This window comes from Sphingomonas sp. R86521 (assembly GCF_042466235.1).
GTDB lineage: Bacteria > Pseudomonadota > Alphaproteobacteria > Sphingomonadales > Sphingomonadaceae > Sphingomonas.
The window spans coordinates 2745227-2770400 of the sequence record NZ_JAXHBY010000001.1 but is presented as its reverse complement, the minus strand read 5'-3'; the positions used below and the strand labels follow the sequence as shown (position 1 = coordinate 2770400).

The 25174-nt window shown below is 67.7% G+C and carries 28 protein-coding genes and 2 tRNA genes; 14 read left to right on the top strand and 16 right to left on the bottom strand.

Features of this window, described 5'->3' with window-relative positions; genetic code table 11:
• Together nadC and SJY20_RS12945 are read left to right on the top strand one after the other, a co-directional pair.
• Positions 1-834, top strand: a complete 834-nt coding sequence (nadC, locus tag SJY20_RS12950) for a carboxylating nicotinate-nucleotide diphosphorylase (RefSeq protein ID WP_380787335.1) — start codon at positions 1-3, stop codon at positions 832-834.
• A 4-nt stretch (positions 835-838) separates the two neighbouring features.
• Complete coding sequence (locus SJY20_RS12945) at positions 839-1555, top strand: ribonuclease T (protein ID WP_380787334.1); 717 nt, start codon at positions 839-841, stop codon at positions 1553-1555.
• Positions 1556-1559: 4 nt separating this feature from the next.
• Here SJY20_RS12945 and SJY20_RS12940 read toward each other — a convergent pair whose 3' ends face one another.
• From SJY20_RS12940 to aroA, 8 genes are all read right to left on the bottom strand, one after another.
• Entirely contained in the window at positions 1560-1973 is a 414-nt protein-coding gene (locus SJY20_RS12940) for a DUF4112 domain-containing protein (RefSeq protein ID WP_380787333.1), read from the bottom strand.
• 5 nt (positions 1974-1978) lie between these two features.
• Positions 1979-3427 carry an ABC transporter substrate-binding protein gene (locus SJY20_RS12935; protein ID WP_380787332.1) on the bottom strand — a complete coding sequence of 483 codons (1449 nt, stop codon included), beginning with the start codon at positions 3425-3427 and terminating at the stop codon, positions 1979-1981.
• A tRNA-Leu gene (locus SJY20_RS12930) sits at positions 3427-3510 on the bottom strand. Before SJY20_RS12930 ends, SJY20_RS12935 begins: the two co-directional genes overlap by 1 nt.
• Positions 3511-3544: 34 nt before the next feature.
• The gene (ihfB, locus tag SJY20_RS12925) at positions 3545-3826 is read right to left on the bottom strand and encodes an integration host factor subunit beta (RefSeq protein WP_380787331.1); all 282 of its coding nucleotides are present in this window, start codon (positions 3824-3826) and stop codon (positions 3545-3547) included.
• 134 nt (positions 3827-3960) lie between these two features.
• Positions 3961-5679 carry a 30S ribosomal protein S1 gene (rpsA, locus tag SJY20_RS12920; RefSeq protein WP_380787330.1) on the bottom strand — a complete coding sequence of 573 codons (1719 nt, stop codon included), beginning with the start codon at positions 5677-5679 and terminating at the stop codon, positions 3961-3963.
• Between the two features lie 943 nt (positions 5680-6622).
• Positions 6623-7174 (bottom strand): hypothetical protein, encoded by a 552-nt coding sequence (locus SJY20_RS12915; RefSeq protein WP_380787329.1) that lies wholly within the window; start codon positions 7172-7174, stop codon positions 6623-6625.
• A gap of 113 nt (positions 7175-7287) precedes the next feature.
• Positions 7288-7911 carry a (d)CMP kinase gene (cmk, locus tag SJY20_RS12910; RefSeq protein ID WP_380787328.1) on the bottom strand — a complete coding sequence of 208 codons (624 nt, stop codon included), beginning with the start codon at positions 7909-7911 and terminating at the stop codon, positions 7288-7290.
• The gene (gene aroA / locus SJY20_RS12905; protein ID WP_380787327.1) at positions 7908-9272 is read right to left on the bottom strand and encodes a 3-phosphoshikimate 1-carboxyvinyltransferase; all 1365 of its coding nucleotides are present in this window, start codon (positions 9270-9272) and stop codon (positions 7908-7910) included. Before aroA ends, cmk begins: the two co-directional genes overlap by 4 nt.
• A 108-nt stretch (positions 9273-9380) precedes the next feature.
• Here aroA and SJY20_RS12900 point away from each other — a divergent pair, with 108 nt between their 5' ends.
• The 4 genes from SJY20_RS12900 to mprF all read left to right on the top strand — a co-directional run bounded on the left by SJY20_RS12900 (position 9381) and on the right by mprF (position 13339).
• Entirely contained in the window at positions 9381-9710 is a 330-nt protein-coding gene (locus tag SJY20_RS12900) for a TIGR02300 family protein (RefSeq protein ID WP_380787326.1), read from the top strand.
• 85 nt (positions 9711-9795) lie between these two features.
• Positions 9796-9871: transfer RNA gene (locus SJY20_RS12895), tRNA-Ala, on the top strand.
• A gap of 166 nt (positions 9872-10037) precedes the next feature.
• Positions 10038-10787, top strand: a complete 750-nt coding sequence (locus SJY20_RS12890; RefSeq protein WP_380787325.1) for an AcvB/VirJ family lysyl-phosphatidylglycerol hydrolase — start codon at positions 10038-10040, stop codon at positions 10785-10787.
• Complete coding sequence (gene mprF / locus SJY20_RS12885; protein ID WP_380787324.1) at positions 10784-13339, top strand: bifunctional lysylphosphatidylglycerol flippase/synthetase MprF; 2556 nt, start codon at positions 10784-10786, stop codon at positions 13337-13339. The genes SJY20_RS12890 and mprF overlap by 4 nt, the downstream gene beginning before the upstream one ends.
• A gap of 10 nt (positions 13340-13349) precedes the next feature.
• Here mprF and SJY20_RS12880 read toward each other — a convergent pair whose 3' ends face one another.
• Positions 13350-14348 (bottom strand): anion permease, encoded by a 999-nt coding sequence (locus SJY20_RS12880; protein ID WP_380787323.1) that lies wholly within the window; start codon positions 14346-14348, stop codon positions 13350-13352.
• A 192-nt stretch (positions 14349-14540) separates the two neighbouring features.
• The gene (locus SJY20_RS12875) at positions 14541-15659 is read right to left on the bottom strand and encodes a DUF47 family protein (RefSeq protein WP_380788691.1); all 1119 of its coding nucleotides are present in this window, start codon (positions 15657-15659) and stop codon (positions 14541-14543) included.
• Positions 15660-15859: 200 nt separating this feature from the next.
• Between SJY20_RS12875 and SJY20_RS12870 the strand changes: the two genes are divergently transcribed.
• Positions 15860-16027: a hypothetical protein gene (locus tag SJY20_RS12870; protein ID WP_380787322.1), complete on the top strand. Its 168-nt coding sequence runs from the start codon at positions 15860-15862 to the stop codon at positions 16025-16027.
• 7 nt (positions 16028-16034) lie between these two features.
• Here the strand turns inward: SJY20_RS12870 and SJY20_RS12865 are convergent, their stop codons facing one another.
• A complete protein-coding gene (locus SJY20_RS12865) occupies positions 16035-17324 on the bottom strand; it encodes an MFS transporter (protein ID WP_380788689.1) in 1290 nt (429 codons plus the stop codon).
• Positions 17325-17438: 114 nt separating this feature from the next.
• Between SJY20_RS12865 and pgsA the strand changes: the two genes are divergently transcribed.
• The 3 genes from pgsA to SJY20_RS12850 are packed head-to-tail and all read left to right on the top strand — an operon-like array spanning position 17439 to position 18690.
• Positions 17439-17990, top strand: coding sequence for a CDP-diacylglycerol--glycerol-3-phosphate 3-phosphatidyltransferase (pgsA, locus tag SJY20_RS12860; RefSeq protein ID WP_380787321.1), 552 nt, complete (start codon positions 17439-17441; stop codon positions 17988-17990).
• Positions 17991-17992: 2 nt separating this feature from the next.
• On the top strand, positions 17993-18250 hold the full coding sequence (gene moaD / locus SJY20_RS12855; RefSeq protein WP_380787320.1) for a molybdopterin converting factor subunit 1: 258 nt from the start codon (positions 17993-17995) through the stop codon (positions 18248-18250).
• Complete coding sequence (locus tag SJY20_RS12850; RefSeq protein WP_380787319.1) at positions 18247-18690, top strand: molybdenum cofactor biosynthesis protein MoaE; 444 nt, start codon at positions 18247-18249, stop codon at positions 18688-18690. The genes moaD and SJY20_RS12850 overlap by 4 nt, the downstream gene beginning before the upstream one ends.
• A gap of 199 nt (positions 18691-18889) precedes the next feature.
• Here the strand turns inward: SJY20_RS12850 and SJY20_RS12845 are convergent, their stop codons facing one another.
• The 3 genes from SJY20_RS12845 to SJY20_RS12835 form a co-directional block, all read right to left on the bottom strand.
• A complete protein-coding gene (locus tag SJY20_RS12845) occupies positions 18890-19495 on the bottom strand; it encodes a fasciclin domain-containing protein (protein ID WP_380787318.1) in 606 nt (201 codons plus the stop codon).
• Between the two features lie 103 nt (positions 19496-19598).
• Complete coding sequence (locus SJY20_RS12840; RefSeq protein WP_380787317.1) at positions 19599-20225, bottom strand: fasciclin domain-containing protein; 627 nt, start codon at positions 20223-20225, stop codon at positions 19599-19601.
• Positions 20226-20288: 63 nt separating this feature from the next.
• On the bottom strand, positions 20289-21188 hold the full coding sequence (locus SJY20_RS12835; protein WP_380787316.1) for a hydrogen peroxide-inducible genes activator: 900 nt from the start codon (positions 21186-21188) through the stop codon (positions 20289-20291).
• A 144-nt stretch (positions 21189-21332) separates the two neighbouring features.
• Here SJY20_RS12835 and SJY20_RS12830 point away from each other — a divergent pair, with 144 nt between their 5' ends.
• The 4 genes from SJY20_RS12830 (at position 21333) to SJY20_RS12815 (ending at position 23671) form a co-directional block, all read left to right on the top strand.
• Positions 21333-21878, top strand: coding sequence for a peroxiredoxin (locus SJY20_RS12830; protein WP_380787315.1), 546 nt, complete (start codon positions 21333-21335; stop codon positions 21876-21878).
• Between the two features lie 141 nt (positions 21879-22019).
• Positions 22020-22541, top strand: coding sequence for a carboxymuconolactone decarboxylase family protein (locus SJY20_RS12825; RefSeq protein ID WP_380787314.1), 522 nt, complete (start codon positions 22020-22022; stop codon positions 22539-22541).
• A gap of 111 nt (positions 22542-22652) precedes the next feature.
• On the top strand, positions 22653-23333 hold the full coding sequence (epsC, locus tag SJY20_RS12820) for a serine O-acetyltransferase EpsC (RefSeq protein WP_380787313.1): 681 nt from the start codon (positions 22653-22655) through the stop codon (positions 23331-23333).
• Positions 23333-23671 carry a DUF2794 domain-containing protein gene (locus SJY20_RS12815; RefSeq protein WP_380787312.1) on the top strand — a complete coding sequence of 113 codons (339 nt, stop codon included), beginning with the start codon at positions 23333-23335 and terminating at the stop codon, positions 23669-23671. Before epsC ends, SJY20_RS12815 begins: the two co-directional genes overlap by 1 nt.
• 36 nt (positions 23672-23707) lie before the next feature.
• Here the strand turns inward: SJY20_RS12815 and SJY20_RS12810 are convergent, their stop codons facing one another.
• Both SJY20_RS12810 and SJY20_RS12805 read right to left on the bottom strand, forming a co-directional pair.
• Positions 23708-24622, bottom strand: coding sequence for an SDR family NAD(P)-dependent oxidoreductase (locus SJY20_RS12810; RefSeq protein WP_380787311.1), 915 nt, complete (start codon positions 24620-24622; stop codon positions 23708-23710).
• Positions 24623-24706: 84 nt separating this feature from the next.
• On the bottom strand, positions 24707-25144 hold the full coding sequence (locus tag SJY20_RS12805; RefSeq protein ID WP_380787310.1) for a hypothetical protein: 438 nt from the start codon (positions 25142-25144) through the stop codon (positions 24707-24709).
• Between the last annotated feature and the right edge of the window lie 30 nt (positions 25145-25174).

Sequence of the window (25174 nt, the reverse complement as noted above, 5' to 3'; positions counted from 1 at the left end):
ATGATCGACATCGATATCGACGCCTTCGTCGCCGCCACCCTTGCCGAAGACCTTGGCACCGTAGGCGACATAACCTCCGCCGCCGTGATCCCCGCGGATGCGCGATTTACCGCAGTGATGGACAGCCGCGATCCGATCGTGGTCGCAGGTCTGGAGCTTGCCGAAGCGTTTTTTCGCACGCTGGACCCGGCGGTCAAGATTGAACGGCTGGTCGAGGACGGCGATCTGGTCGCAGCCGGCACCGAACTGATGCGCCTGGAAGGACTGGCGCGGGCGATGCTGACCGCGGAGCGCTCGGCGCTTAACACCATGCAGCATCTGTCCGGGATCGCGACCATGACGCGCGGCTATGTCGATGCGATCCGCGGCACCGGCGCGATCCTGCTCGATACGCGGAAGACCATCCCCGGGCTGCGCGTGATCGAGAAATACGCGACGCGGATGGGTGGGGCGCAGAACCACCGGATGGGGCTGTGGGATTCCGCGATGATCAAGGACAACCACGTCGCGGTCGCGGGCGGTGTCGCCGAAGCGGTGCGGCGCGCCAGGGCTGCCGGCATCGAGCGGATCATCGTCGAGGTCGACCGTATCGACCAGATCGAACCGGCGCTGACCGCCGGCGCGACGCATCTGCTGCTCGACAACATGGCGCCGCCGACGCTGCGCGAAGCCGTCGCGCTGGTCGCAGGCCGCGTCCCGACCGAGGCGTCGGGTGGTGTCCGGCTCGATACCATCCGGGCGATCGCCGAGACCGGCGTGACCTATATCTCGGTCGGACGATTGACGCAGTCGGCGCCGGCGGCCGATATCGGGCTCGATTTCGCGGCCGCTTGAGGAAATGACCATGATCCGTAGCGCCATTGTCGCTCTTGCCCTGTTCGTTCCGGCCGTCGTGCAGGCGCAGGCGTACAGCTGTGCCGCCCCGGCGGGCATCCTGCCGGTGCATCCGGACCTGCCGTTGCCCGAACAGCCCGCGCGCGACATTCCGATCGGCAGCTATACGCTGGCGATCACCTGGGCGCCGCAGTACTGCCACGACAATAGCGACCGCGAGGCATCGCAGCTGCAATGCGGCAGCGGCAATCGGTTCGGCTTCACGCTGCACGGACTGTGGCCCGACGGGGTGGGAAAGACCTGGCCGCAATATTGCCGTGCGGCGGGAATCGTCCCGCAGCCGGTGATCCGCGAGCATCTGTGTTCGACACCATCGGCACAGTTGATCCAGCATGAATGGGCCAAGCACGGGACCTGCATGCCCGGATACCGCCCGGCCAAGTTCTTCGCGCAGTCGGGCGCGTTGTACGCCAAGCTGCGCTATCCCGACATGGATGCGTTGTCGCGCGCTCCGTTGACCGCTGGGGGGTTCGCGGCGGCGATGGCGCGCGTCAATCCCGGGCTGGGCGCGACGATGATGCGAGTCACCGCGAACAAGCAGGGGTGGCTGGACGAAGTCTGGATCTGCCTCGACCGCCGCTTCCGCTATCGCCGCTGCCCGGTGCATCAGGGCGGGCTGGCACCCGCCGCGACGCTCAAGATCTGGCGTGGCGGTCGCTAGGCTATCAACCCTCGAGCGTAACCGTGGCCGGATAATGCTTGTCGAGGTGCTTGCGGATGATCCGCAGGTTGCGGGTGTTCGAGCGGAAGAAGAGGTCGGGGATCGCGCCGACGAACGGGATCATCCCGAACGCCCAGTCGATACCGATATTGCCCGCCATCCGCGCGATCTGCACCTTCGACATGCCGATGTTGCGCGCTTCCCATGCCATCCAGCCGCCGATCGCCGCCGCGATCGTGCTGCCGGCGAAGGGCAATATGTCGAGGACGACGTCCATGCCGACCTTGCGGTTGGTGCCGGGGATGACGAACAGACCCTCCATCACGTGCTCCATCGCCTCGACGCGGCGGCGGACCGACAGCGCGTCGCGGCCGATGGGCAGATGGCCGAAGCCGAGGGGCGTGGTGCGCTGGTTCATGGATATCAGTTGGTGTCGGCGCGCAGCCGGTTCAACGGGTGCCAGGCGCGGAGGTTGGGCTGCCATTGCCGCAGCCGGGTGGCGACGAGCGACCAGCGCAACGGGCGCGCGAGCGGGATGAAGGCGACATCGGCGTTCATCGCGGCGTCGGCCTCGGCGATCCGCTGCGCCCGGGTTGCCAGCGTCGGCGCTTGGCGCGCGGCGTCGAGCGCGGCCTGCGCTTCGTCTCCGCACAGCATGCACGCAGTGGCCAGGTACCAGCGGCCGCTGTCATAGGGGGCGACCGCGTCGATCAGTTTCAGGTCTGCGGGTGCGTCCGGGGCCACCCGCTCTGCCGCGATGCCGATCCGCGACAGCGACGCCGTGACATAGGCGTAGAGCAGTGTCGCGCCGGGTCCCGTCGGCAGGGCGATGCGCAGGCGTACGGGCTCGCCGGTCCAACCTGCGACCTGCCGCGCCGCCGCCGCCTGCCGTTCCGCCTGGGTCAGTAAGGTCCAGGGCGGCACTTGCGGGAGGGCGGCGGAGTCGAGGATATCGGGAAGGATGCGATCGGCGGGGGCCCAGTTCGGTGCGATTGCCGCTGTCAGCGCGGTGCGGTCGATCGCCTGCGCCACCGCTGCGCGGTTGGCCGGTGTCGCCAGGAACCCGTCGCGGCTGGTGATCGCGAAGCCGAACAGACCGGCGGCGGGATCGACGCGGATTGCGGCGGGGGCGATGTCGGTGGTGGCGAGCAGCGGCCAGTCGACGAAGCTGCCACCGCTGACCAGATCGGCGTTCCCATTGGCGAAGCGGACGATCGCGCGTGCCGCGCGCTCGCCGATCAGTCGGACGTCTTGTTCCGGCTTGGTCTGACGCTGATCGTCGGGGTCCGCCTGTCCGGGATCGAAGGCGGGCCGCAGCAGCGGTGTCGAGCCGCGGCGTGCGACCCGGAACGGTCCGCTGCCGCCAGACGGTTTCACGCGGAGCAGCGCGAGTTCGGGTTGCGCGAACAGTTTCAGCAGATCGGGGCGGGGACGACCGAGGCGGACTTCGATGACCTGCGGGGTCATCACGACGATCTCGTCGATCGCGGTCAGGAACGGGGTCAGCGGGTTGTGCGAACCGGGCGCAATCTGGCGGTTGAGGATGGCGACCACCTGATCGGCGGTGACCGGGGTGCCGTCACCCCATTCGCCCTCGCGGAGGCGAAAGATGTAGCTCATGCCGTTGTCGGTGACGATCCAGCGTTCGGCGAGCCCGGGCTCGATCTGGCCGGCGGCGTCGAAGCGGACCAGGCCCTGGGCGGTCGAGTCGAGCAGCAGGCGGGAGGGTGTGTCGACCAGCCCGCGGCTGGGGTCCGCAACGTGGGGGCTGCCACCGATCGCGCTGACGACGACGGCGCCGGAGTCCGGGCGATGATCGCAGCCAGCGAGCAACAGGATAGCGGTCAGCAGGGCAGCCGGGAAGGTCTTCATGGTGCGGACGGCGGGACTCGAACCCGCACTCCTGGGGAGGGAGATTTTAAGTCTCCTGCGTCTACCGGTTTCGCCACGTCCGCACACCCCGCCAACAAGCGGAGCGTAGCCGATCCGTCAAGCGACGTTGAGGCGGGCGCGCATTTCCTTGCCGGGCTTGAAATAGGGGACGCGCTTGGCGTCGACCGCGACGATTTCGCCGGTACGGGGGTTGCGGCCGGTGCGGGCGTCGCGAGCCCGGGTCGAGAACGCGCCGAAACCGCGGAGTTCGACGCGGCCGTCGGCGGCTAGCCGCTTGCAGATCTCGTCGAAGAACGTGGTGACGATCCGCTCGACCTCGTTGGGCTGGAGATCGGGATGCGCTTCGGCGATCTTGAGGACCAGTTCGGATCGGATCATCGGTTCGAGCCCTGCCCTTGTTCTGGAGTGGTATTGATTTGGGTCAATATCGGCAGCGTTAGCAGCATTCGGGTGCGTGTCAAAAAAAAGGCCGGCATGTCGGGGACATGCCGGCCGGGTAGTGCGTGGGTCGCTTACTTCTTTTCGGCTTCCGTGCGGGCCTTGAGAGCCTCGCCCAGGATGTTGCCGAGGGTCGCGCCGGAGTCCGACGAACCATACTGGGCAACGGCCTGCTTCTCTTCGGAGATCTGCATCGCCTTGATCGAGAAGGTCGGCTTCTTCGAACGATCGAAGCCGGTCACCATCGCGTCGAACTTCTGGCCGACCTGGAAACGCTCCGGACGCTGCTCGTCGCGGTCGCGACCCAGATCCGTGCGCTTGATGAAGCCGGTCGCGCCATCGTCGCCCTGCTGGACTTCGAGACCCGCGTCGCGGACTTCGAGGACCGTCACGGTGACGACTGCGTTCTTGTTCAGCTTGTCGCCTGCCGCTGCGATGCCGCCGGCCGAAGGCCCGCCGCGCTCAAGCTGCTTCATGCCGAGCGAGATACGCTCCTTCTCGGCGTCGATGTCGAGCACCACGGCCTCGACGGTCTCACCCTTGCGATGCAGGTTGAGCGCGTCCTCGCCCGAAACGCCCCAGGCGATGTCGGACATGTGGACCATGCCGTCGACGTCGTTGTCGAGGCCGATGAACAGACCGAACTCGGTGGCGTTCTTGACTTCACCCTCGACGGTCGAACCGATCGGATGAGCGGCAGCGAATGCCTCCCACGGATTGGCCTGAGCCTGCTTGAGGCCGAGCGAGATGCGACGCTTCTCGGAATCGACTTCGAGGACCATGACGTCGACTTCCTGCGACGTGCTGACGATCTTGCCCGGATGGACGTTCTTCTTGGTCCAGGACATTTCCGACACGTGGACCAGGCCTTCGATGCCCGGCTCCAGCTCGACGAACGCACCGTATTCGGTGATGTTCGTCACGCGGCCGGTCAGCTTGGCGCCGATCGGATACTTCGCCGATGCACCATCCCACGGATCGCTCTCCAGCTGCTTCATGCCGAGGCTGATGCGCTGGGTGTCCTTGTTGATGCGGATGATCTGAACCTTGACGGTGTCGCCGATGTTCAGGACTTCCGACGGGTGACCGACGCGCTTGTAGCTGAGATCGGTGACGTGCAGCAGGCCATCGATGCCGCCGAGGTCGACGAACGCACCGTAATCGGTGATGTTCTTGACGACGCCGTCGATGATCTGGCCCTCGGCCAGGCTGAGGATCAGGCCCGAACGCTGCTCTGCGCGGGTCTCTTCGAGGACCGCACGACGCGACACGACGATGTTGCCGCGCTTGCGGTCCATCTTCAGGATCTGGAAGGGCTGGGGGATGTCCATCAGCGGGGTGACGTCGCGCACCGGGCGGATGTCGACCTGCGAGCCCGGCAGGAATGCCACGGCGCCGTTGAGGTCGACGGTGAAGCCACCCTTCACGCGGCCGAAGATCACGCCTTCGACGCGGGTGGTCTTGGAGAATTCGGTTTCCAGCTTGTCCCAGGCGGCTTCGCGGCGGGCGCGGTCGCGCGACAGCATCGCTTCGCCGTGGACGTTCTCGACGCGGTCGACATAGACTTCGACTTCGTCGCCGACCTTGAGGTCAGCCTTCTGGCCCGGCGCTGCGAATTCGCGAAGCGGCACGCGGCCTTCCGACTTCAAGCCGACGTCGATGACGGCCATGTCGTTCTCGATGCCGGTCACGGTGCCATGCACCACGCGGCCCTCGAAGCTGTCGGCGTCGCCGAGCGTCTCGTTCAGCATCGCCGCGAAATCGTCGCGGGTCGGCATTACCTGGGTTGCCATAAAGTTCAGTATTCCTAGTCTGTTTCGGGCCAACCGGTTGTCTCCGGTGGTCTTGGCCTTCGCTGCCGCCGCGACCGAATGTCGCAACGGCGTCCGCCGGGTGATGCTGTGAAGGCCCTCCGCGATGAATGCGAAAAGGGCGCGTGAGGACGAACCTCCGCGCCTTCCTCCACGAGCATGGCTCGTCGGACGGGGTGTTCGTAGCGGAATTGCAGGATGGGAGCAAGGCGAGGCGGAGAGGGGTGCGGTCGGCGAGAGGCGGCGAATGTTGTGGACGTTGCGACGGTAGCGAAGTTTTCGCGGCGGAGACGTCGGTTGCGCGGCTGGGAGGCGGCCGTGGAGCGACGGAGGCGCGGCATTGAGGCGACAGGACGCGACAGGTGCGCGACATGGTGGCGACAGCGGCGCGACGGGTTCGGGTGGTGGCGCGACGGTGCGACTCTGCCGCGGGAGATCCCAGCCTGCGCTGGGATGACGGGAATGGGGTTGGTGCGCGACTCCATGCCGCGTTCGATCATGGATGGGTTGTGTAGGACAGCGGTAATGCGCGTCGGGCCGGGGTGGTGTAGTGTGGATGGGATGCTTGACGCATCAACGCCCCGGACTCGTTCGGCCGGCCTTCTTGAGAACGAGCAGAAGGCTTGTTTCCCCGCGAAGGCGGGGACCCAGACTGGGCTCCCGCCTTCGCGGGAGAACATGAAGCGGGCGCTCGCGCTTTTGCGGGAGCGTCGCGCAAGCCGCCGTCACCCCGGACTTGGTCCGGGTGCCACCATGCCGCGAACCCCGTCTTCTAGGGTTTGCGGCACCGTGGATGCCGGAACGAGTCCGGCATGACGGGGGTGCGTTACTTGCGCTTGGTCGTCTTTGCCGGTTCCGCCACCGGGGCGATCGGCACCACGGCCGGTGCCGCGGCGACCGCGACCAATGGCGCGGGAGCTGCGCCCTAGGCGAATGCGACGGGTACGTCCTCGTCGAGCGAGGCGGTGATGACCGTGCCGGCGGGCAGGCGTGCGCTGGTGCCGGTCATGAAGAAGCCGGCGGGCAGGAAGACGAGGGCGGAGACCGCAGCCGCACCACCGCCGCCGGCCTTGCCCTTGTCGTCGGCGATTCCGGAGACGCGGATCTGGCGGTCACCGACGCGCAGCGACAGCAGGCGGACGTCGAAATGGCCGGACTTGCCCCACATCCCCTTGTTGCGGACGCTGGTGACTTCGCCGACGCCGGGCGTGCCGACCGGGATCACGACCCGGCCGTTGAGCGAGACCGGCTCGGCCGTCTCGACCTCGAACCGCTGGCCGACGCGCAGCGCCTTGTCCTTGGTGGTCAGTTCGGTGCGGGTGCGGACCGGAATCTGGGTGCCGATGCGCAGCACGTTGCCGCCCTGTGCGCCGACGATCATCGCCTGCTGCGGTGCGGGCGCTGCGACTTGCGCGATGGCTGTGGACGACACGCAGGCCGACAGGGCGCCAATGATGGCGCCGAATTTATTGAACACGTTGAACCCCCGTTCGCTGTTGAGCCTGAAAAGGCTCGGCGAGAATGGCAGTATTGGCGGGAGCGTCAATCAGGAAGCGCGAGGCAAACCAGGCAATTACGTCCAAAACCGACTCAACGGCTGCGGCGTGCCTCCACCAGCGCGATCGCGCGCTGCACGCTCGCCTCGATCGAGAGGAAACTGGTGTCGAGCAGTGCGGCGTCGGCGGCCATTGCGAGCGGGGCGGTCGAGCGGCTGCTGTCGCGGGCGTCGCGGGCGCGGATGTCGGCGAGGACGCGGTCCTTGCTGAGCAGGCCGCCGCGCGCCTGCAGTTCGGCGTGGCGGCGTTGCGCGCGGATGTTGGGCGTCGCCTTCACGAACAGCTTCGCATCGGCTTCGGGGGCGATCACGGTGCCGATGTCGCGGCCGTCGAGCACCGCGCCGCCGGGCTGCGCGGCGAAGCGGCGCTGACGCTGGAACAGCGCGGCGCGGACCAGCGGGTGCGCCGATACCACCGAGGCGAGCAGGCCGACCTCGTCTTCGCGCAGCGCCGGATCGTCGAGCAGCGAATCGTCGAACGCGCTGGCGGCGACGGCGTCGGCCTCCTTCTCGGGGTCGAGCGCCATGAGCTGCACGCTGAGCCCGACCGCGCGGTAGAGCAGGCCGGTGTCGAGATAGGGCAGCGCATAATGCTTGGCGAGGGCGCGGGCGATGGTGCCCTTGCCCGAGGCCGCAGGGCCGTCGACGGCGATGATCATTCCGGACCCCCGGTGAGTGCTGACCCAGTCAGTGCTGATCCAGTCAGGGCTGAAAGGGTCTGGAAGAAGGCGGGATAGCTGGTCGCGACCGGCGCAATGTCGTCGATCGTGATCGGCGCGGCGGCGTGGAGCCCGGCGACGACCATGCTCATCGCGATACGGTGATCGAGCTTCGAGGCGATCGTCGCGCCACCGGGGATCGCCACGCCGCCGGTGCCGGTGATGGCTAGGCCGTCGTCGAACTCCTGGCAGGCAACGCCGCATGCGCCGAGTGCGGCCGCCATCGTCGCGATCCGGTCCGATTCCTTGACGCGAAGCTCGTGTGCGCCGCGGGCGGTGGTGCGGCCGGTCGCGAAGGCGGCGGCGACGAACAGCACGGGATATTCGTCGATCATGCTGGGTGCGAGATCGGCGGGGACGTCGATCGCGGTCAGCGCGGCGTGGCGGACGCGGAGGTCGGCGACAGGCTCGCCGCCGACGGTGCGGGGATCGAGTTCGGTGATGTCGGCGCCCATCATGCGCAGCGCGGTGAGCAGGCCGATCCGGGTCGGGTTGAGCCCGACATTGCGGACGACGATGTCGGAGCCGGGAACGATCGAGCCGGCGACCAGCCAGAAGCCGGCGGAGGAGGGGTCGCCGGGGACGGTGATGTCCTGCGGCTTCAGCTCGGGCTCGCCGACCAGCGTGATCACCCGGCCGTGGTTGGTTTCCTCGACCGTCAGGTCGGCGCCGAAGCCGCGCAGCATCCGCTCGCTATGGTCGCGGGTGGCGATCGGTTCGATCACGCGGGTGATGCCGGGGGTGTTGAGGCCCGCGAGCAGCACGGCCGACTTAACCTGCGCGGAGGCGACGGGGAGGGTGTATTCGATCGGTACCGCGGGACAGATGCCGCGCACCATCAGCGGCAGCCGACCCCCGGGAGACGCGGTGATATCTGCGCCCATCTGCGACAGCGGCTCGATCACGCGGCCCATCGGGCGGCCCGACAGCGAGGCGTCGCCGGTGAAGGTGACGGTGATCGGGTGGCTGGCGACGAGGCCCATCAGCAGGCGCGTCGAGGTGCCAGAATTGCCCATCTCCAGCGCGGTGGCGGGCTGTCGCAGGCCGCCGACACCGACGCCGTGGACGCGCCAGGTGCCGTCCTCGTCGCGCGTGATCTCGGCGCCCATCGCGCGCATCGCGGCGGCGGTGGCGAGGACGTCCTCGCCCTCCAGCAACCCCGTGATGCGGCTCTCGCCGACCGCGAGGCTGGCGAACATCAGCGCGCGGTGACTGATCGACTTGTCGCCGGGAACGGTGAGCGCGCCGGTGAGGGGCCGCTCGGCGGGGACCGCAAAGGGCTGGGGAACGGGGTGTGCCATGGGGGCGGGTCTTTGACAGTCGGCTTGTGCTATGGCAAGGCGCGCCCCACTTTGCCGGGGCATGTTCCTGGGCAAATCCAGAACACCCATCCGAAAGGTTCTATCGGCATGATCAAGCCGGAATGGGGCACGAAGCGTTCGTGCCCGAAATGCGCCACGCGTTTCTACGACCTCGAAAAGGCCGACCCCGTCACCTGCATCGAATGCGGGTATGCGTGGGAGCCCGAGCCGATCCTGAAGTCGAAGCAGCCGCTGCCGTTCGAGGTCGCCAAGCCCGACACCAAGAAGCCGGACGCGGACCTCGAGGGTGACGAGGAAGAGGAAGACATCGCCTCGATCACCGGCGAGAACGAAAAGCCGTCGGCCGACGACGAGGTCGATCTGGGCGGCGACGACGACCTGGGCGTGGAAACGCCTACGGACGAAGACGAGCATTAAGTTTCGAAGTTTTTGGCAAGCGGTGTGAAAGCGCCGCTTGCCAACCGGGAAGCACCCCGTTAGGGACGCGCTTCCCGAGAGGAATGGGGCCTTAGCTCAGCTGGGAGAGCGCCTGCATGGCATGCAGGAGGTCAGCGGTTCGATCCCGCTAGGCTCCACCATTCCCTCGGATATTCCTATCGTTATTTCCCGCCAGATCGAGCGGATGAGACGGTTGCCCGACGGCGCCGATCTGCATGCGCGCGCTTTCCCCCGACGCTGCGATGGTTTAACGATTCGTCGTATGCGCGTCACCGTCTTGTCATCTTCGCGGGAGGAGTAGTCGCGATGACTACCCCTGCATCGTTCGCCGCATCGCCCCCCCGATCTTTCCGCCGGTCGCGCATCATCGCGAAGCTGGTCGGGATACTGCTGCTCGTCGCGCTCCTCGGCCGGTTGTGGTCCGGCGGCTATTTCGACCGCGATCCGGTGTGGCGGTTTCCGGCGCAGGGCCCCGCCGCGCCGGTCGACATGCTGTTCTTTTCGGGCGATGCCGGGCTGCGCTTCGGGATGGGGCCGTACATCGCGAAGCAGTTCGCCGCGCACGGCGTCGACGTCACCGCGATCAGTACCTCCACCGCGTTCCGCACGAACGCGACGCGCGCCGGGGTCGATCGCATCGTCGCGGCACGGATCGCAGAGGCGGAACGCGCGGCGGGTTCGCGGAAACTGGTCGTGATCGGACAGTCCTACGGCGCCGACGTGCTGCAGACCGGGCTCGCGCATCTGCCGCCCGCGCTGCGCGACCGGATCGCGGGGATCGTCCTGATCGTGCCGGGGACCGGGACCTATTTCGGGGCGGATCCGCTTGGCCTCGCTTATTATCGCGCACCCGACAGCCGATCGCTGACGACGATCCGCGCGCTCGACTGGGCGCCGCTGACCTGCATCTATGGCGCCGAGGAAACCGATAGCGCCTGCCCGCTGGTGCGGATGCGCAATGCGACGGTGATCAAGCTGCCCGGCGATCATTATCTGAACCACGACCAGCCGGGCGTCGCCGCCACCGTGCTGCGTGCCGTGCGGGGTGCGTGGTGACGGCAACCGCCCGCGCGGTGGATTTGGTGCGGGGCAACCGGCGCGTGCTGCTGATCGTGGCGGCGGCGCTGCTCGGGATCGTCGGGTTCGAGGCGTTGCACCTGATGCTACGCGAGGTGCATTTGCGCGACGTCCGCGCCGCCTGGGCCGCGACGCCGCACTGGCGGATCTTGGCTGCGCTCGGCCTGACGGCTATCAGCTATCTGGCGCTCACCGGGTATGATGCGATCGGGCTGCGGGTGATCGGACGGCCACAGCCCTGGCCGCTCGCCGCGGTGGCGTCGTTCACCAGCTTCACGATCAGCAACAATTTCGGACTGACGCTGATCACCGGCGGCTCCGCGCGGTACCGGGCCTATGGGTCGGTGGGCCTGCGGGTCGGCGAGATCGCCAAGCTGGGCGTGCTGACCAGCCTGGTGTTCTGGGCGGGCGTCGCGGCGACGGCGGCGGTCGCGTTGCTGGCGACGTCCGCGCCGGTCGCGATCGGCGGGCTGGCGATCGCCGCGCCGCTGGCCCATGCGGCGGGTGCGGTGGTGCTGGCGGCGTTGCTAGCGCTGCCGGTGGCGCGTGCGCTTGGCGTGACCCAGCTGCGCGTCCTGCGCTGGACGGTGACGCTGCCTAGCGTCGCGCAGTTCGCAGGGCTCGGCACGGTCGCGCTGATCGACCTGATGGCGTCGGCGGCGACGCTGGCGGTGCTGGTCCCCGGTCTCGACGCCGGCGCGTTGCCGGGGTTCGTCCTCGCCTATGCACTGGCGCTGATGGTCGGCGCGGCGACGCACGTACCCGGCGGCATCGGCGTGTTCGAGGCGGTGCTGCTGGCAGCGATGCCGGAGGACCGGCCCGCGGTGTTCGCGGCGCTGCTGCTGTACCGGCTGATCTATTACCTGCTGCCGTTGCTGCTGGCGGGCGTGCTGGTGGTCGGGATCGAGGGCGCGCGGTTGCGCCGGCCGATCGGGACCGGGCTGAGGCTGCTCGACCGTGCCGCGCGGGCGCTTGCGCCCACTGTAGTGACGCTGCTGGTGTTTGCAGGCGGAGTCGCGCTGCTGGTGTCGGGGGCGCTTCCCGGCGTAAAATACCGGCTGGCGAGCCTCGACGACGTGCCGCTGCCGCTGGTCGAGGGATCGCATCTGGCGGGCAGCCTGGCGGGGATGGCGCTGCTGCTGGTCGCGCCGGCGCTGAACGCGCGGCTGACCAGCGGCTTCCAGGTCGCGCGCGCGCTGTTGCTGGGCGGCGCGCTGTTCTCGCTGCTCAAGGGCCTCGATTACGAGGAAGCGGGGATCCTGCTGATCGTCGCGATGGCGCTGCAATACAGCCGCCGTTCGTTCCACCGGCAGGGCGGGGTGTTGTCGCAGCCGCTCGACTGGGCGTGGCTGATGGCGGGGATCGTCGCGCTGGGGCTGAGCCTGTGGGCGGGGTTCTTCGCGTACAAGCGCGTGCCGTACAGCACCGAACTCTGGTGGCATTTCGCGATCGACGGCAACGCGCCGCGGTTCCTCCGCGCAAGCTTCGGCGCGGGTGTGATGATGACCACCGCGATCGCGTGGCGGATGCTGCTGCGGCGCCGTGCGCCCGAGCCGGGGCAGCCGCTGTCGGATGTGGTGGCGGCGCGCGCGATGGCGGTGAGTCCGCGCAGCGACGCCAACCTCGCGTTCACGGGCCGCAAGCGCTTCATGGTCGCCGAATCGGGCGATGCGTTCCTGATGTACGGGGTGCAGGGCCGGACCTGGATCGTGATGGGCGATCCGGTCGGCCCGCGCGAACGCTGGGCAGGGCTGGTCTGGGCGACCCGGCGCGCATGCGATGCCGCGCGCGGGCGGCTGTGCTTCTTCCAGTCGAGCGAGGCGATGCTGGCGTTGTTCGTCGACCTGGGGCTGGCGGCGTACAAATATGGCGAGGAGGCGCATATCCCGCTGGCCGGCTTCACGCTGAACGGGCCGAAGGCAAAGGCGCTGCGGCATGGGCGCAAGCGCGCGATCGGCGCCGGCCTGACCTTCGCGGTGGTGCCCCGCGCGGACATGCCGCCGCTGTTGCCGACGTTGCGCGAGATTTCCGACGAATGGCTGGTCGCCCGCGGTGCGCGCGAGAAGAGCTTCAGCCTGGGCACCTTCACCGAAGATTACATGCGGCGGTTCGATTGTGCGGTGGTGCGCGACGACGACCGGGTGATCGCGTTCGCCAACATCTGGACCAGCGGCGACGGCAGCGAATTGTCAGTCGACCTGATGCGCCACCGCAACGCGGTGCCTTACGGCACGATGGATTTCCTGTTCGTCGAACTGCTCGAGCGTGCGCAGGCGGAGGGCTTTGCGCGGTTCAACCTGGGGATGGCGCCGCTGTCGGGGATCAACGGCGACCGGCTGGCGCCGAACTGGGCGAAGCTGGCGCGGACGCTGTTCGAGAATGGCGAGCGGTTCTACAGCTTCGCCGGCCTGCGCGCGTTCAAGAGCAAGTTCGATCCGGTCTGGACGTCGCGCTATGTCGCCACCGTGCACGGGCTGGGCGCCGGCGCCGCGCTGATCGACCTGGTCGCGGCGGTCAGCGGCACCGACTGACCGAAGTAGCCTAGGCGAACAGGCCGGTCAGCCAGTAGGTCCCGGCGCCGATCAGTGCGGCCGCAGGCAGCGTCAGCGTCCAGGCGATGACGATGCTGCTGGCGATGTTCCAGCGCACCGCCGACAGCCGCCGCGCGGCACCGACGCCGACGATCGCGCCGGTGATGGTGTGCGTCGACGATACCGGGATGCCCCAGATGTTGGCGGCGAACAGCGTGATCGCGCCCCCGGCTTCGGCGCAGAACCCCTGGGCGGGGGTCAGCCGGGTGATCTTCGACCCCATCGTGTGGACGATCCGCCAGCCGCCCGACATCGTGCCGAGCGCCATCGCCGCCTGGCACGACAGCACCACCCAGAACGGGATGTGGAAGCTGCCGCCGAGCATGCCCTGCGAATAGAGCAGCACCGCGATGATCCCCATCGTCTTTTGCGCGTCGTTGCCGCCGTGCCCGAGCGAATAGAGTGCGGCCGAGATCAGCTGGAGCTTGCGGAAGCGCTTGTCGACGCCGAGCGGGGTGAGCTTCAGGCTGGTCCAAGCGACCGCGAGGACCAGCATCAGCGCGAGCATCAGGCCGATCGCGGGCGAGGCGAAGATCGCGACGACGGTCCTGACGACACCGCTCCACACGATCGCGCCAAAGCCGATCTTGGCGATGCCGGCGCCGAGCAGGCCACCGATCAGCGCATGGCTGCTGCTCGACGGGATGCCGAGAACCCAGGTGATGACGTTCCACGCGATCGCGCCGATCAGCGCGGCGAAGATCACCTGCGCGTCGATCACCTGCGCATGGACGATCCCGGTGCCGACGGTCTGCGCGACGTGGAGGCCGAACACGGCGAAAGCGATGAAGTTGAAGAACGCCGCCCAGAGGACGGCGTATTGGGGTTTGAGGACGCGGGTCGAGACCACGGTGGCGATCGAGTTCGCGGCGTCGTGGAGGCCGTTGAGGAAATCGAACAGGAGGGCGATGCCGATGAGGCCGATCAGCATGGGGAGGGAGAGGATCATGCCTTCACTCCGGCATTCATCCCAAGCGCGATCCGCCGTCCAGTCGCACTCCGTCCGACCAAGGCACCTCCCCGGCGGAGGCCGGGGCCCAGTTGGAGAGGTCGCAGTAACTGCGTGCTTCCCTCAGTTACTGCTGTCCCCCAACTGGGCCCCGGCCTCCGCCGGGGTGGGGTAGCTGCTGGGAAGCGGCCCTCAAGCATGGTCGATGACCAGGCCCTGGATCTCGTTGGCGACATCCTCGAACCGGTCGACGATCTTTTCCAGGCTGCCGTAAAGTTCGCGGCCGATGATGAAGGCCATCGGGTCGGCGCCACCCTTGGATGCGTGGAACAGCGCCCGGATGCCGGCATCGTGGATGTCGTCGGCATGACCCTCGATCTGGATCAGCCGCGCGGTCAGGTCGTGGAGGCGGCCGGCGTTGGCGCCGAGCGAGCGCAGCAGCGGGATCGCCTCCGCGGTAATCCGTGCGGCCTCGACGACGATGCCGGCCATGTCGCGCATCTCGGGCGGGAATTCGGTGACTTCGTAGAGCAGGATGGCATTGGCGGTGCCGTTCATCTGGTCGATCGCATCGTCCATCACACCGATCAGGTCGGTGATCGCACTGCGGTCGAACGGCGTCACGAACACGCGGCGGACGTCCTGAAGGACCTCCCGCGTGATGTCGTCGGCCTCGTGCTCGCGCTTGACGATCTCAGCGACCTGTCCCTCGATCGATCCCTCGCCGTGCAGCAGCCGGGCGAGCGCGTCGGCGCCTGCGACCAGCGTCGCGGCATGCGCGTCGAACAGTTCGAAGAAGCGGCCCTGTTTGGGCATCAGCGACTGGAACCAGCCCAGCATCGGAATTCTCCTCTTCGCGCTCGTGCGCACAGCGGGCAGCACACGCTGCGCGAACGATGCCATAACCGGCGGTTCACGAAACGCCATGATCAGCGCCTTCAATTCCGGCTCATCCACCGACGCCGCGGCGCGATCAAGCGGAAACCAGCGGGTGTCGCGCTGATGGCGTTCGGGCCAGTCGTCGAGCTGCTCGACGAACGCCAGCGGAAACACGGTGACGACGAGGTCGCGGTAGCGCCCGGTGCGACGGCGCTTGCGATAGGCGAAGCTGCCCAGCGCGAACGGGCAGGGAATGCCGCGGACGCCGGCTTCCTCATAGGCTTCCTGCGCGGCGGCTTCGTGCGCGGCGAGGCCGGGGATCGGGTTGCCCTTGGGGATCACCCAGCGGCCGGTATCGCGCGAGGTGATCAGCATCACCTGCGTCCGGCCGTCCGCATCGACGATATAGGGGAGTGCTCCAATCTGCTGGATGTCGGTCGTCCCGTGCGTTGATGGGGCGATGCTATCGGCGCTTGCGGCCGATGGCTATCGACGATGCACCAGCAAATACGGAATTTTCGGTGCGGACGGGTTCGGACAGCATGGCTCAGAAGTGTCCCAAATGCGCACATCCCGATTTTGGCGCGATCGGGCTATGGGCAGAATCGTAAACGCCGCGTTAACTCTTCGCCATGACCAGACGCCTCGTCCTCACATCCGAATCCGCGCGCCATCCGTTCCGCCAGTCGCTGCCGCCACCAGCGGTCGCGCCGGCGCGGCGCAGCGACGACGAGGACTGGAAGCTGTTCGCGCTGAGCTTCGCGGCGTTCTTCACCTGCTTCTACAGCTTCATCTTCTGAACCGGCTCTAGTCGCAGGCGCGGTGGAGCTTCTGGGCGATCCACGCCGAGACCACGCACATCGCCGCGACCAGGAACAGCATGTCCTCGGGCGTCACGCCCAGCGCGGTGATGCCGAGCACGGCGAACGCGCCGATCGTCATCGCGCCGGCATTGACGACGTTGTTCGCCGCCACGGTGCGCGCGGTCTGATCCTTTTCGACGGTCGTGGTCAGGAACGCGTAGAGCGGCACCACGAACATGCCGCCGGTGATCGCGATCGCCAGCAACGTCGCCAGCAGCAGGATCGACCCGCGCTGTGCGACGAACCCGGCCCAGTCGTAATAATGGCCCGCGGCGGCCGGCGTCCAGTTGCGCGCGATCAACGAGAACAGCACCACGAACGCACCCATCGCGATCACCGAGGCGGGCGAGTATTTCGCCGAGATCTTGCCCTTGAGCATCGAGTTGATCACCACCGACCCGATTGCGACCCCGACCGAGAACACCGCGATCACGAAGCTGGCGACGCGTTCGTCGGCGGTCAGCACGTTCTTCACCAGTGGCGGGAAGACGATGATCAGCACCGATCCGATCGTCCAGAAGAAGCTGATCGCGCAGATCGCCAGGAACAGCCGCGGAATGTGCAGCGTCGCGCTGATCAACCGCCACGACGCGGTGAACGGGTTGTAGTCGAGCTTCAGCAGCGGCCCTTCGCGCGGCGCCGGCGGGATCTGGCGCGCGGCGAACCAGCCGACTCCGGCGATCACCAGCACGGTCGCAGCCGCACCCTCGATCGAAATCCAGCCGGCCAGCACGGTGCCCATCAGGATCGCGAGATATGTCCCGGCCTCGACCAGACCGGTGCCGCCCAGCACTTCGTGGGGGCGCAGATGCTGCGGCAGGATGGCGTATTTGATCGGCCCGAAGAACGTCGAATGCACGCCCAGGCAGAGCACCGCGCCGAGCATCAGCGCCACCCCGAGCGTCGAATGGCCGGCGCGCGCGACCAGCAGCCCGGTGGCGCCGAGCAGCATGATGCCGATCTCGACGGTCTTCACGATTCGGATGATCCGCGCCTTGTCGTGGCTGTCCGCCAGCTGCCCGGCGAGCGCGGACAGCAGGAAGAACGGCAGGATCGAGATCCCCGTCGCCAACGCGTTGAAGTTCGCCTCCATCTTCGGGTCGTTGAAGATGGCGTAGGTCGCGAACAGGACCATCGAGGTCTTGAACAGATTGTCGTTGAACGCGCCGAGGAACTGGGTGGTGAACAGGGGCAGGAAGCGACGTTGCTTCAGCAACCCCATGGCGTTGAGCATGACGAGAAATGGCCCGATCGTGGCAAAATGACGGGTCATCCTAACCCAGCGTCGGGGCCGCGCCAACGCTTAAACCGGTTTCGTGGCGCGCCCGACCGGTATAGGGGTGAAGGGGTGTGGACCTTGCCTAACCTCCTGACCTTGTCGCGGATCGTCGCGGTGCCCCTGCTCGTCGCCTTCCTGTGGTGGCCCGGCTGGGCGGCCGGATACGGCATCGCCTTCGCGCTGTATTGCCTGATGGGCATCACCGATTATTTCGATGGCTACCTCGCGCGGGCCAATGGCGCGGTGTCGCGGCTGGGGATCTTCCTCGACCCGATCGCGGACAAGATCATGGTCGCCGCCGTGGTGCTGATCCTGGTCGGCACGCGCGACATCGCCGGGCTGGAGATCATCGCCGCGCTCGTCATCCTGCTCCGCGAGATCGCGGTGTCCGGGCTCCGCGAGTTCCTGGCGCAGGTCCAGGTCTCGGTGCCGGTGTCGCGGCTGGCGAAGTGGAAGACGACGTTGCAGCTGGTCGCGCTGGGCGGGATCATCCTCGGCGGCGCGCTGCCGGATATGCCGTGGGTGCACCAGGTCGGCATCGTCGCGCTGTGGGGCGCTGCGGTCCTGACCGTGCTGACAGGGTGGGATTACCTGCGCGTCGGCCTGAAGCATATGGACTGAGCATGGCGATCGAAATGCTGTATTTTTCGTGGGTGCGTGAGCGCGTCGGCGTCGCCGAGGAGCGGGTCGATCCGCCCGCCGAGGTGACGACGATCGCGGGGCTGGTCGACTGGCTGGCAGGACTGGACGAGGCGCATGCCGCCGCCTTTGCCGAGCGCGGGCGGCTGCGCGCCGCGGTGGACCAGGCGTTCGTGGCGTTCGACGCGCCGATCGCCGGCGCACGCGAGATCGCGATCTTTCCCCCGGTGACCGGCGGATGATCCACGTCGTGGTACAGCGCGGACCGATCGACCTGGCGGTCGAGATGGCGCGGGCCGAAGTTGCCGGCGCTGGTGCGGTGGCGACGTTTACCGGGCTGGTGCGTGCGGACGACGGCGTTGAGACTCTGGAACTCGAGCATTATCCGGGTGCGACTGAGGCGGCGTTGCTCGGGGTCGCGGAGGGTGCGGTGACGCGCTGGGGGCTGCAGGCTGCGACGATTGTGCACCGGGTCGGGCCGATGGGGCCGGGGGAGCGGATCGTGTTCGTTGCCGCGACTGCGCCGCATCGGGGCGCTGCGCTGGAGGCGTGTGCGTATCTGATCGACCGGTTGAAGACCGATGCGCCGTTCTGGAAGCGCGAGACGCGGGGCGGGGCGGCGTCCTGGGTCGAGGCGCGGGGTGCCGATGACGCTGCGGCGGCGCGGTGGCGGGCTGAATGACCGGTTGAGGTCGGTGAGCCGATCTCGCGCCATTTTCTCAAACACTACCCCGGCGGAGGCCGGGGCCTAGGTGGGGGAAGGTGGTAACTACCGTCAGCGCGCCGTTACTGCAGCTTTCCCAACTGGGCCCCGGCCTCCGCCGGGGTGGTATAGATTTCGCGTATTTGTGCGCCGAGACCTTGTCCCGGCGCCCCAAATGTTACCCGATCTTCGGGACGCTCATGCCGTTGGTCAGATGCACGACGCCGTTGGTTTCCCGGACGTCGGCGGTGTCGACATAGGCCTTGCCGCCGTTGACGTCGGTCAGCATCACGTTGCCGTTCTCGCCGAGCGAGGCGATCAGCGGCTGTCCGGCGAGCGTGGTGAGCGTCGCCTTGCCGCCGCCCGCGGTGATCTGCGCCTTGAGCTGGTCGGCGGTCAGTGCGCCGGCGACGACATGGTATTTCAGGATCGTCGTCAGGCTCGCGACGGCGGCCGGCTTCATCAGCGTGTCGAGCGCGCCCGGGGGCAGGCGACCGAACGCCTCGTCATTGGGGGCGAACACCGTGAACGGACCCGGTCCGCCCAGCGTCGCGTCGAGCTTGGCCGCGGTCACCAGCTTGGCGAGCGTCGCGTGGTTGGGGAGCGTCCGCAGCGCCTGCGCGATCGTCGTGGTCGGCGCCGCGGCCGGCGTCGCAGCGGGCGCGGTACCCTGAGGAGCGACGGCGGGTTGCGCCGGTGCCGTGGTGGGAGCGGTCTGCGCGAACGCCGCCGTGCCGAGCAGCAGGGCGGTCGATGCGGCGATAAGGGTCGTCTGACGGATCATGGAAAACTCCGGACGGTTGATGGGACCCGTCATCAATCCGTCATCGCCGCCGCGGTTCCATTCCCCTGGCGCAACGACCGGGCCGGTCGTTGCGGTCGAGCGGTCAGCCGAGCTTTGGCACGATCACGCCGTTGACGACATGGACGATGCCGTTCGACTGGCGGACGTCGCCAGTCTCGACATAGCTCTTGTTGCCGTTGACGTCGGTCAGCGCGATGATGGCGCCGACCATCGTCGCGGTAATCGGGTCGCCCTCGACCGTGGTCAGCGTGGTGCTGCCGCCGCCGGTCATGATGCGCTCCTTCAGCTGTTCCGCGGTGATCGTGCCGCGCACCACGTGATAGGTCAGCACCTTGACCAGCGACGCCTTGTTCTCGGGCTTGAGCAGCGTGTCGACCATCCCGGGCGCGAGCCGCCCGAACGCGTCGTTGGTGGGGGCGAAGACGGTGAACGGGCCGGGGCCGGACAGCGTCGGGACGAGGTCGGCGGCCTTCACCGCGGCGACCAGCGTCGACAGGTTCGGCGCCGCCGCGGCGTTGTCGACGATCGTCCGCGTCGCCAGCATCGGCGCGCCACCGACCGCGGGGTTGGGCGCGAGCGGGGCGGGGGCGTCCGCGCTCGGCGCCTCGGTAGAGGGGGTCGAGGCGGTTTCGATATTGCCCTTGCCGCGGCTGCACGCTGCCAGCGCCAGGGTGCTCGCGACGATCAAAAGGACGGTCTTGTTCGACATGGGGATCTCTCCGGAAGGCGGCGTGGCGTCGGATACCATATGGTTACCGACGCGCAAGGTTCCCTACTGCGCCTCGGCCAGCAGCTGCGCTAGCAACTGGAAATCCTTTTCGCGGGGCGATGCACGGCGCCAGACCAGCGCGATCCGGCGCACCGCATTGGCCTCGTCGAGCGGCTTGGCGGTAATGTTGGTGTTGTCGAGCAGCCCCGCCTTCAGCGCCATTTCGGGGAGGATGGTGATACCCAGTCCGTTGTCGACCATCTGCACGATGGTGTGCAGCGAGGTGCCGAGCATCGTCGCCTCGGCGCGGATCTCGGGGCGGTTGCACGCCGCCAGCGCATGATCCTTGAGGCAATGGCCGTCCTCGAGCAGCAGCAGCCGGGTCTCGTCGATGTCGGCGGCGGCGATCGCGGGCATCGTGCTTGGCATCTCGCCGGTCGGGAAGGCGAGGAACAGCCGATCCTCGAACAGCGTCTGATGCGCGACCTCGCCGCAGGCATAGGGGAGCGCCAGCAACACGCAGTCGGCGCGGCCGTTGTGGAGCCCCTCGCACGCCGCGCCGGTCGGTTCCTCGCGTAGGAACAGCTTGAGGTCGGGATAGCGCTCGCGGATCCGCGGCAGGATGCGGGGCAGCATGAACGGCGCGATCGTCGGGATCACGCTCATCCGCATGTCGCCCGACAAGGGGCGCCCCGCGGCGCGCGCCATATCGCTGAGTTCCTCGGCCTCGCGCAGCACGCGGCGTGCCTTGTCGGCGAAGCGGTCGCCGAGCGGCGTGAACCGGACGACGCGGCGCGTACGCTCGACCAGCACGACGTCGATCAGCGTCTCGAGTTCGCGCAGGCCCGCGGACAGCGTCGACTGGGTTACGAAACACGCTTCTGCCGCGCGCCCGAAATGGCCGTGGTCCTTGAGCGCGACGAGATATTGGAGCTGTTTCAGGGTCGGAAGATAGGTTGCCATTAATCGCCTCTGTCGATCATTAACCGAGAGATAGACTATTGGATCGATAAGACAATCGCCTATATGGAGACGACAAGAGCCGAGCGGGAAACACCTGCCGATCGCGAGGATGCCTGGAGCACGACATCATTCCAGGAGACCATCATGCTGACCATCGGCGATACCTTCCCCGCCCTGACCATCCCCGTCCAGCAGGGCACGGCCGCACTCCCGGCCGGCGAGACGCTCGACCTGACCACGGTCTATCCCGGCAAGTGGAAGGTGCTGTTCTACTGGCCCAAGGATTTCACGTTCGTCTGCCCGACCGAGATCGTCGGCTATAGCGAGCTGAAGGGTGACTTCGAGGATCGCGACGCTGTGCTGATCGGCGCTTCGACCGACACTGCGCACGTCCATCTCGCCTGGCGCAAGTCGGACGCCGACCTGGCCGCAGCGGACTTCCCGTGGCTGGCGGACAACGGCGCGAAGCTCGCCGAAGCACTCGGCATCCTCGACAAGAACGAGCATGTCGCGTTCCGTGCGACCTTCACGATCGATCCGGACAACGTCATCCAGGCGGTCCAGGTCAACGGCCTGAACGTCGGCCGCAACCCCGCCGAGACGCTCCGCGTGCTCGACGCACTGCAGACCGACGAGCTGTGCCCGTGCAACTGGAACAAGGGCGAAGACGTCCTCCAGCTCGCGGCGTAACACGCGTCTTCTTTCCCCCTCCCGCTTGCGGGAGGGGGCAGGGGGTGGGCCCGCGCGCTCCCCAAACGCTTCGTTCATGGTGAGCGCGGGCCCACCCCTCGGTCCCCTCCCGCATGCGGGAGGGGAGGAAGAAAACAGAGAATGTCGCTCAAGGAATTCGCCGGGACGCTTCCCGATTTCGCCAAGGACGTGCGCCTCAACGTCGGTTCGCTGCTGAGCGAGCCGCAGCTGACCGATCAGCGCAAGTTCGGGCTGTTCCTGGCCTGCGCGCACGCATCGGGCTACAAGCCGCTGGTCGATGCCGCGGAACTGGAATGCGCACCGAAGCTGAGCCCGGAGGCCGCCAACGCGGCGCGCGCCGCAGCGGCGGTGATGGCGATGAACAACGTCTATTACCGGTTCACGCACCTCGCCGGGAACCAGGAATATCGCAACATGCCGGCCAAGCTGCGCATGAACGTGATCGGCCAGCCGGGGATCGACAAGGTCGATTTCGAGCTGTTCAGCCTGGCGGTGTCGGCGATGAACGGTTGCGGCATGTGCATCGACAGCCATGAGCAGATCCTGAAAAAGGCGGGAGTCACTGCGGATGCGATCCAGACTTCGGTCCGGATCGGCGCGGTGATCAAGGCGGTCGCGACCGTCCATGCCGCGGTGAACTGAACAGCCTCCGTCATCCCGGGATAAGTCCGGGATGACGGCAGTCCTTGGTCTGCTTCTGGAAATCTCCGGCCCGACCCCTTAGATACTCGCCCAGACAAAGGGGACGCGCGTATGGCGAGTCGATTAATCGCCTATCTCGAATCGATTCGCGCGCGCGACCCGGCACCGCGGTCGCTCGCCGAAATCCTGCTCTACCCCGGGGTATGGGCGCTCGGCTGGCACCGCATCGCGCACCGGCTGTTCCTGGCGCGGTTCTTTTTCCTGGCGCGCGCGGTCAATCACTGGTCGCGCTTCACGACCGCGATCGACATCCATCCGGGTGCGACGATCGGGCGCAACTTCTTCATCGACCACGGCTTCGTCGTGATCGGCGAGACCGCCGAGATCGGCAACGACGTGACGATCTATCAGTGCGTGACATTGGGCGGCACCAGCCCCGACAACGGCGTGATGGGCAAACGCCATCCGACGATCATGGACGGCGCGATCATCGGGTCGGGCGCGCAGGTGCTCGGGCCGATCACGATGGGGCCGCGCTCGCGGGTCGGCGCCAACGCCGTCGTGACCCGCGACGTCCCCGAGGGAACGACCGTCGTCGGGATCCCGGCGCGTGCGACGACCGTTGCCGGCGGGATGGCCCCCGCGGCGCCGTTCGTGCCTTACGGCACGCCGTGCAGCGAGATGTTCGACCCCGCGACGCAGCGGATGGAGATCATGCGCTGCGAACTGGAAACCATGCGCAAGCGACTCGACGCGCTGCTCGCCGAACCGCAGGAGCGCGACCGCGCCTGATGGGTGTCGTCACACCATTCCCCAGCCGTCCGTCCGCGGTACAGGTCGGCTTCGAGCGTATCGAGCTGAACCGGATCCTTGACCTGTACGGCCGGATGGTCGCGGCCGGGCATTGGCGCGACTATGCGATCGACCTGGGTACCGAGGCGGCGGTGTTCGCGTGCTTCCGCCGCGCCGCCGAGCGCCCCGAATTCCGCATCGAGAAGCGCCCCGCGCTGCGCAACCGGCAGGGCATGTGGACGCTGTTCGGCGAGGGCGGCACCATCTTGAAGCGCGGCCATGACCTCGGCCCGGTGCTCGCGCCGGTCGAGCGCCGGTTCATGAAGCTGGTCGACTGACCAAAACCGCCCCCCGTTCCCTGCTTGGGCGCGCGATCAGCCGCCGTGCAGCGTTCGCATGATGCTCATCGCCTGCTCGGCGCCGGACTGCGGGACCGATTCGCCGGTGCGGTCGATGATCTCGGCCCAGTGCGCCGCGACGCCTTCGACCGACAGATCATCGCCGTGCAGCGCCTTGCCTTGAGTCAGCGTGACGTATGCCGCCTGGAACACGCCGGCGCCGGCGCCCACGATCATGTTGGTCGGTGCGTCCTCCGACACCAGGTACACCGCGGCGGGCGCGACCTTGTCCGGGGAGAACGCCGCGAAGGCCTCCTCGGGAAAGATGTCCTGCGTCATCCGCGTACCCGCGGTCGGGGCAATGGTGTTGACGCGAATATTGTTCTTCGCACCCTCGATCGCGAGTGTCTTGGTGAGGCCGGCAAGCCCGAGCTTGGCCGCGCCGTAATTCGCCTGGCCGAAATTGCCGTACAGCCCGGTCGACGACGCGGTCATCAGGATGCGTCCATAATTCTGGCTGCGCATCGTGTCCCACACCGCCTTGGTAGCGTTGGCCGATCCGTTGAGGTGGACGTCGACGACGAAGCGGAAGTCGGCGGGCTCCATCTTGGCGAAGCTTTTGTCGCGCAGCACGCCGGCGTTGTTGATTAGGATGTGGACGCCGCCCCACGCTTCGGTAGCGCGCGCGACCATCTCGACCATCTGGTCGTACTCGGTGACACTGCCGCCGTTCGCGATGGCTTCACCGCCCGCGGCCTCGATCTCCTCGACGACTTTGAGCGCGGCATCGCTCTGCCCGGTGCCGTCGCGGCTCGCGCCGAGGTCGTTGACGACGACCTTCGCACCGCGGCGCGCGAGTTCGAGCGCATATTCGCGGCCGAGGCCACCGCCGGCACCAGTGACGATCGCGACGCGGCCGTCGAACCGGATCGAGCCGTTTGTATCAGACATGGAAAAGGCGCCCCTCTCGAATGAGTTGAGCGCCCTGTCCTAACGTCGGCGGTGGCGGGCGCAACCGCCCGCTACCGACCTCGCTTACTTGTGGCGACGCGCCTTGCGGGCACCACCACCGGCCTGCATGCAGCCGTCATACTGGCCCTTCTTGCAGATCGGGTACGACGCCTTGGGCGCCGGTGCCGGATAGGCCTGGTCGGGCGACGGTGCGGCCTGGAAGCGGACGGTGGCGCCCGGTGCGACGGGGCCCGATGCGGCCGGACCGGCAGGCTGGTAGCCACCAGCAGGCGTCGGCGCGTTCGGATCGGCGGCCATCGGTGCGGCTGGCGCGGCGGGTGCCGTCATCGCCGGATCGGCGGCCGGGGCAGCAGGCGCGGCCTGGTCTGCGGGCGGCGGTGCGGCCGGATCGGCAGCGGGTGCGGCCATCGCGGGGTCGGTCGCCGGAGCCGTCTGCGGCGCGGTCTGCGCGATGACGGGAGCGGCGATCAGGGCCGTTGCGGCGAGGAGGATGAACTTCATGCGTATCTCCTAAAATCGGTGCGCTAGTCG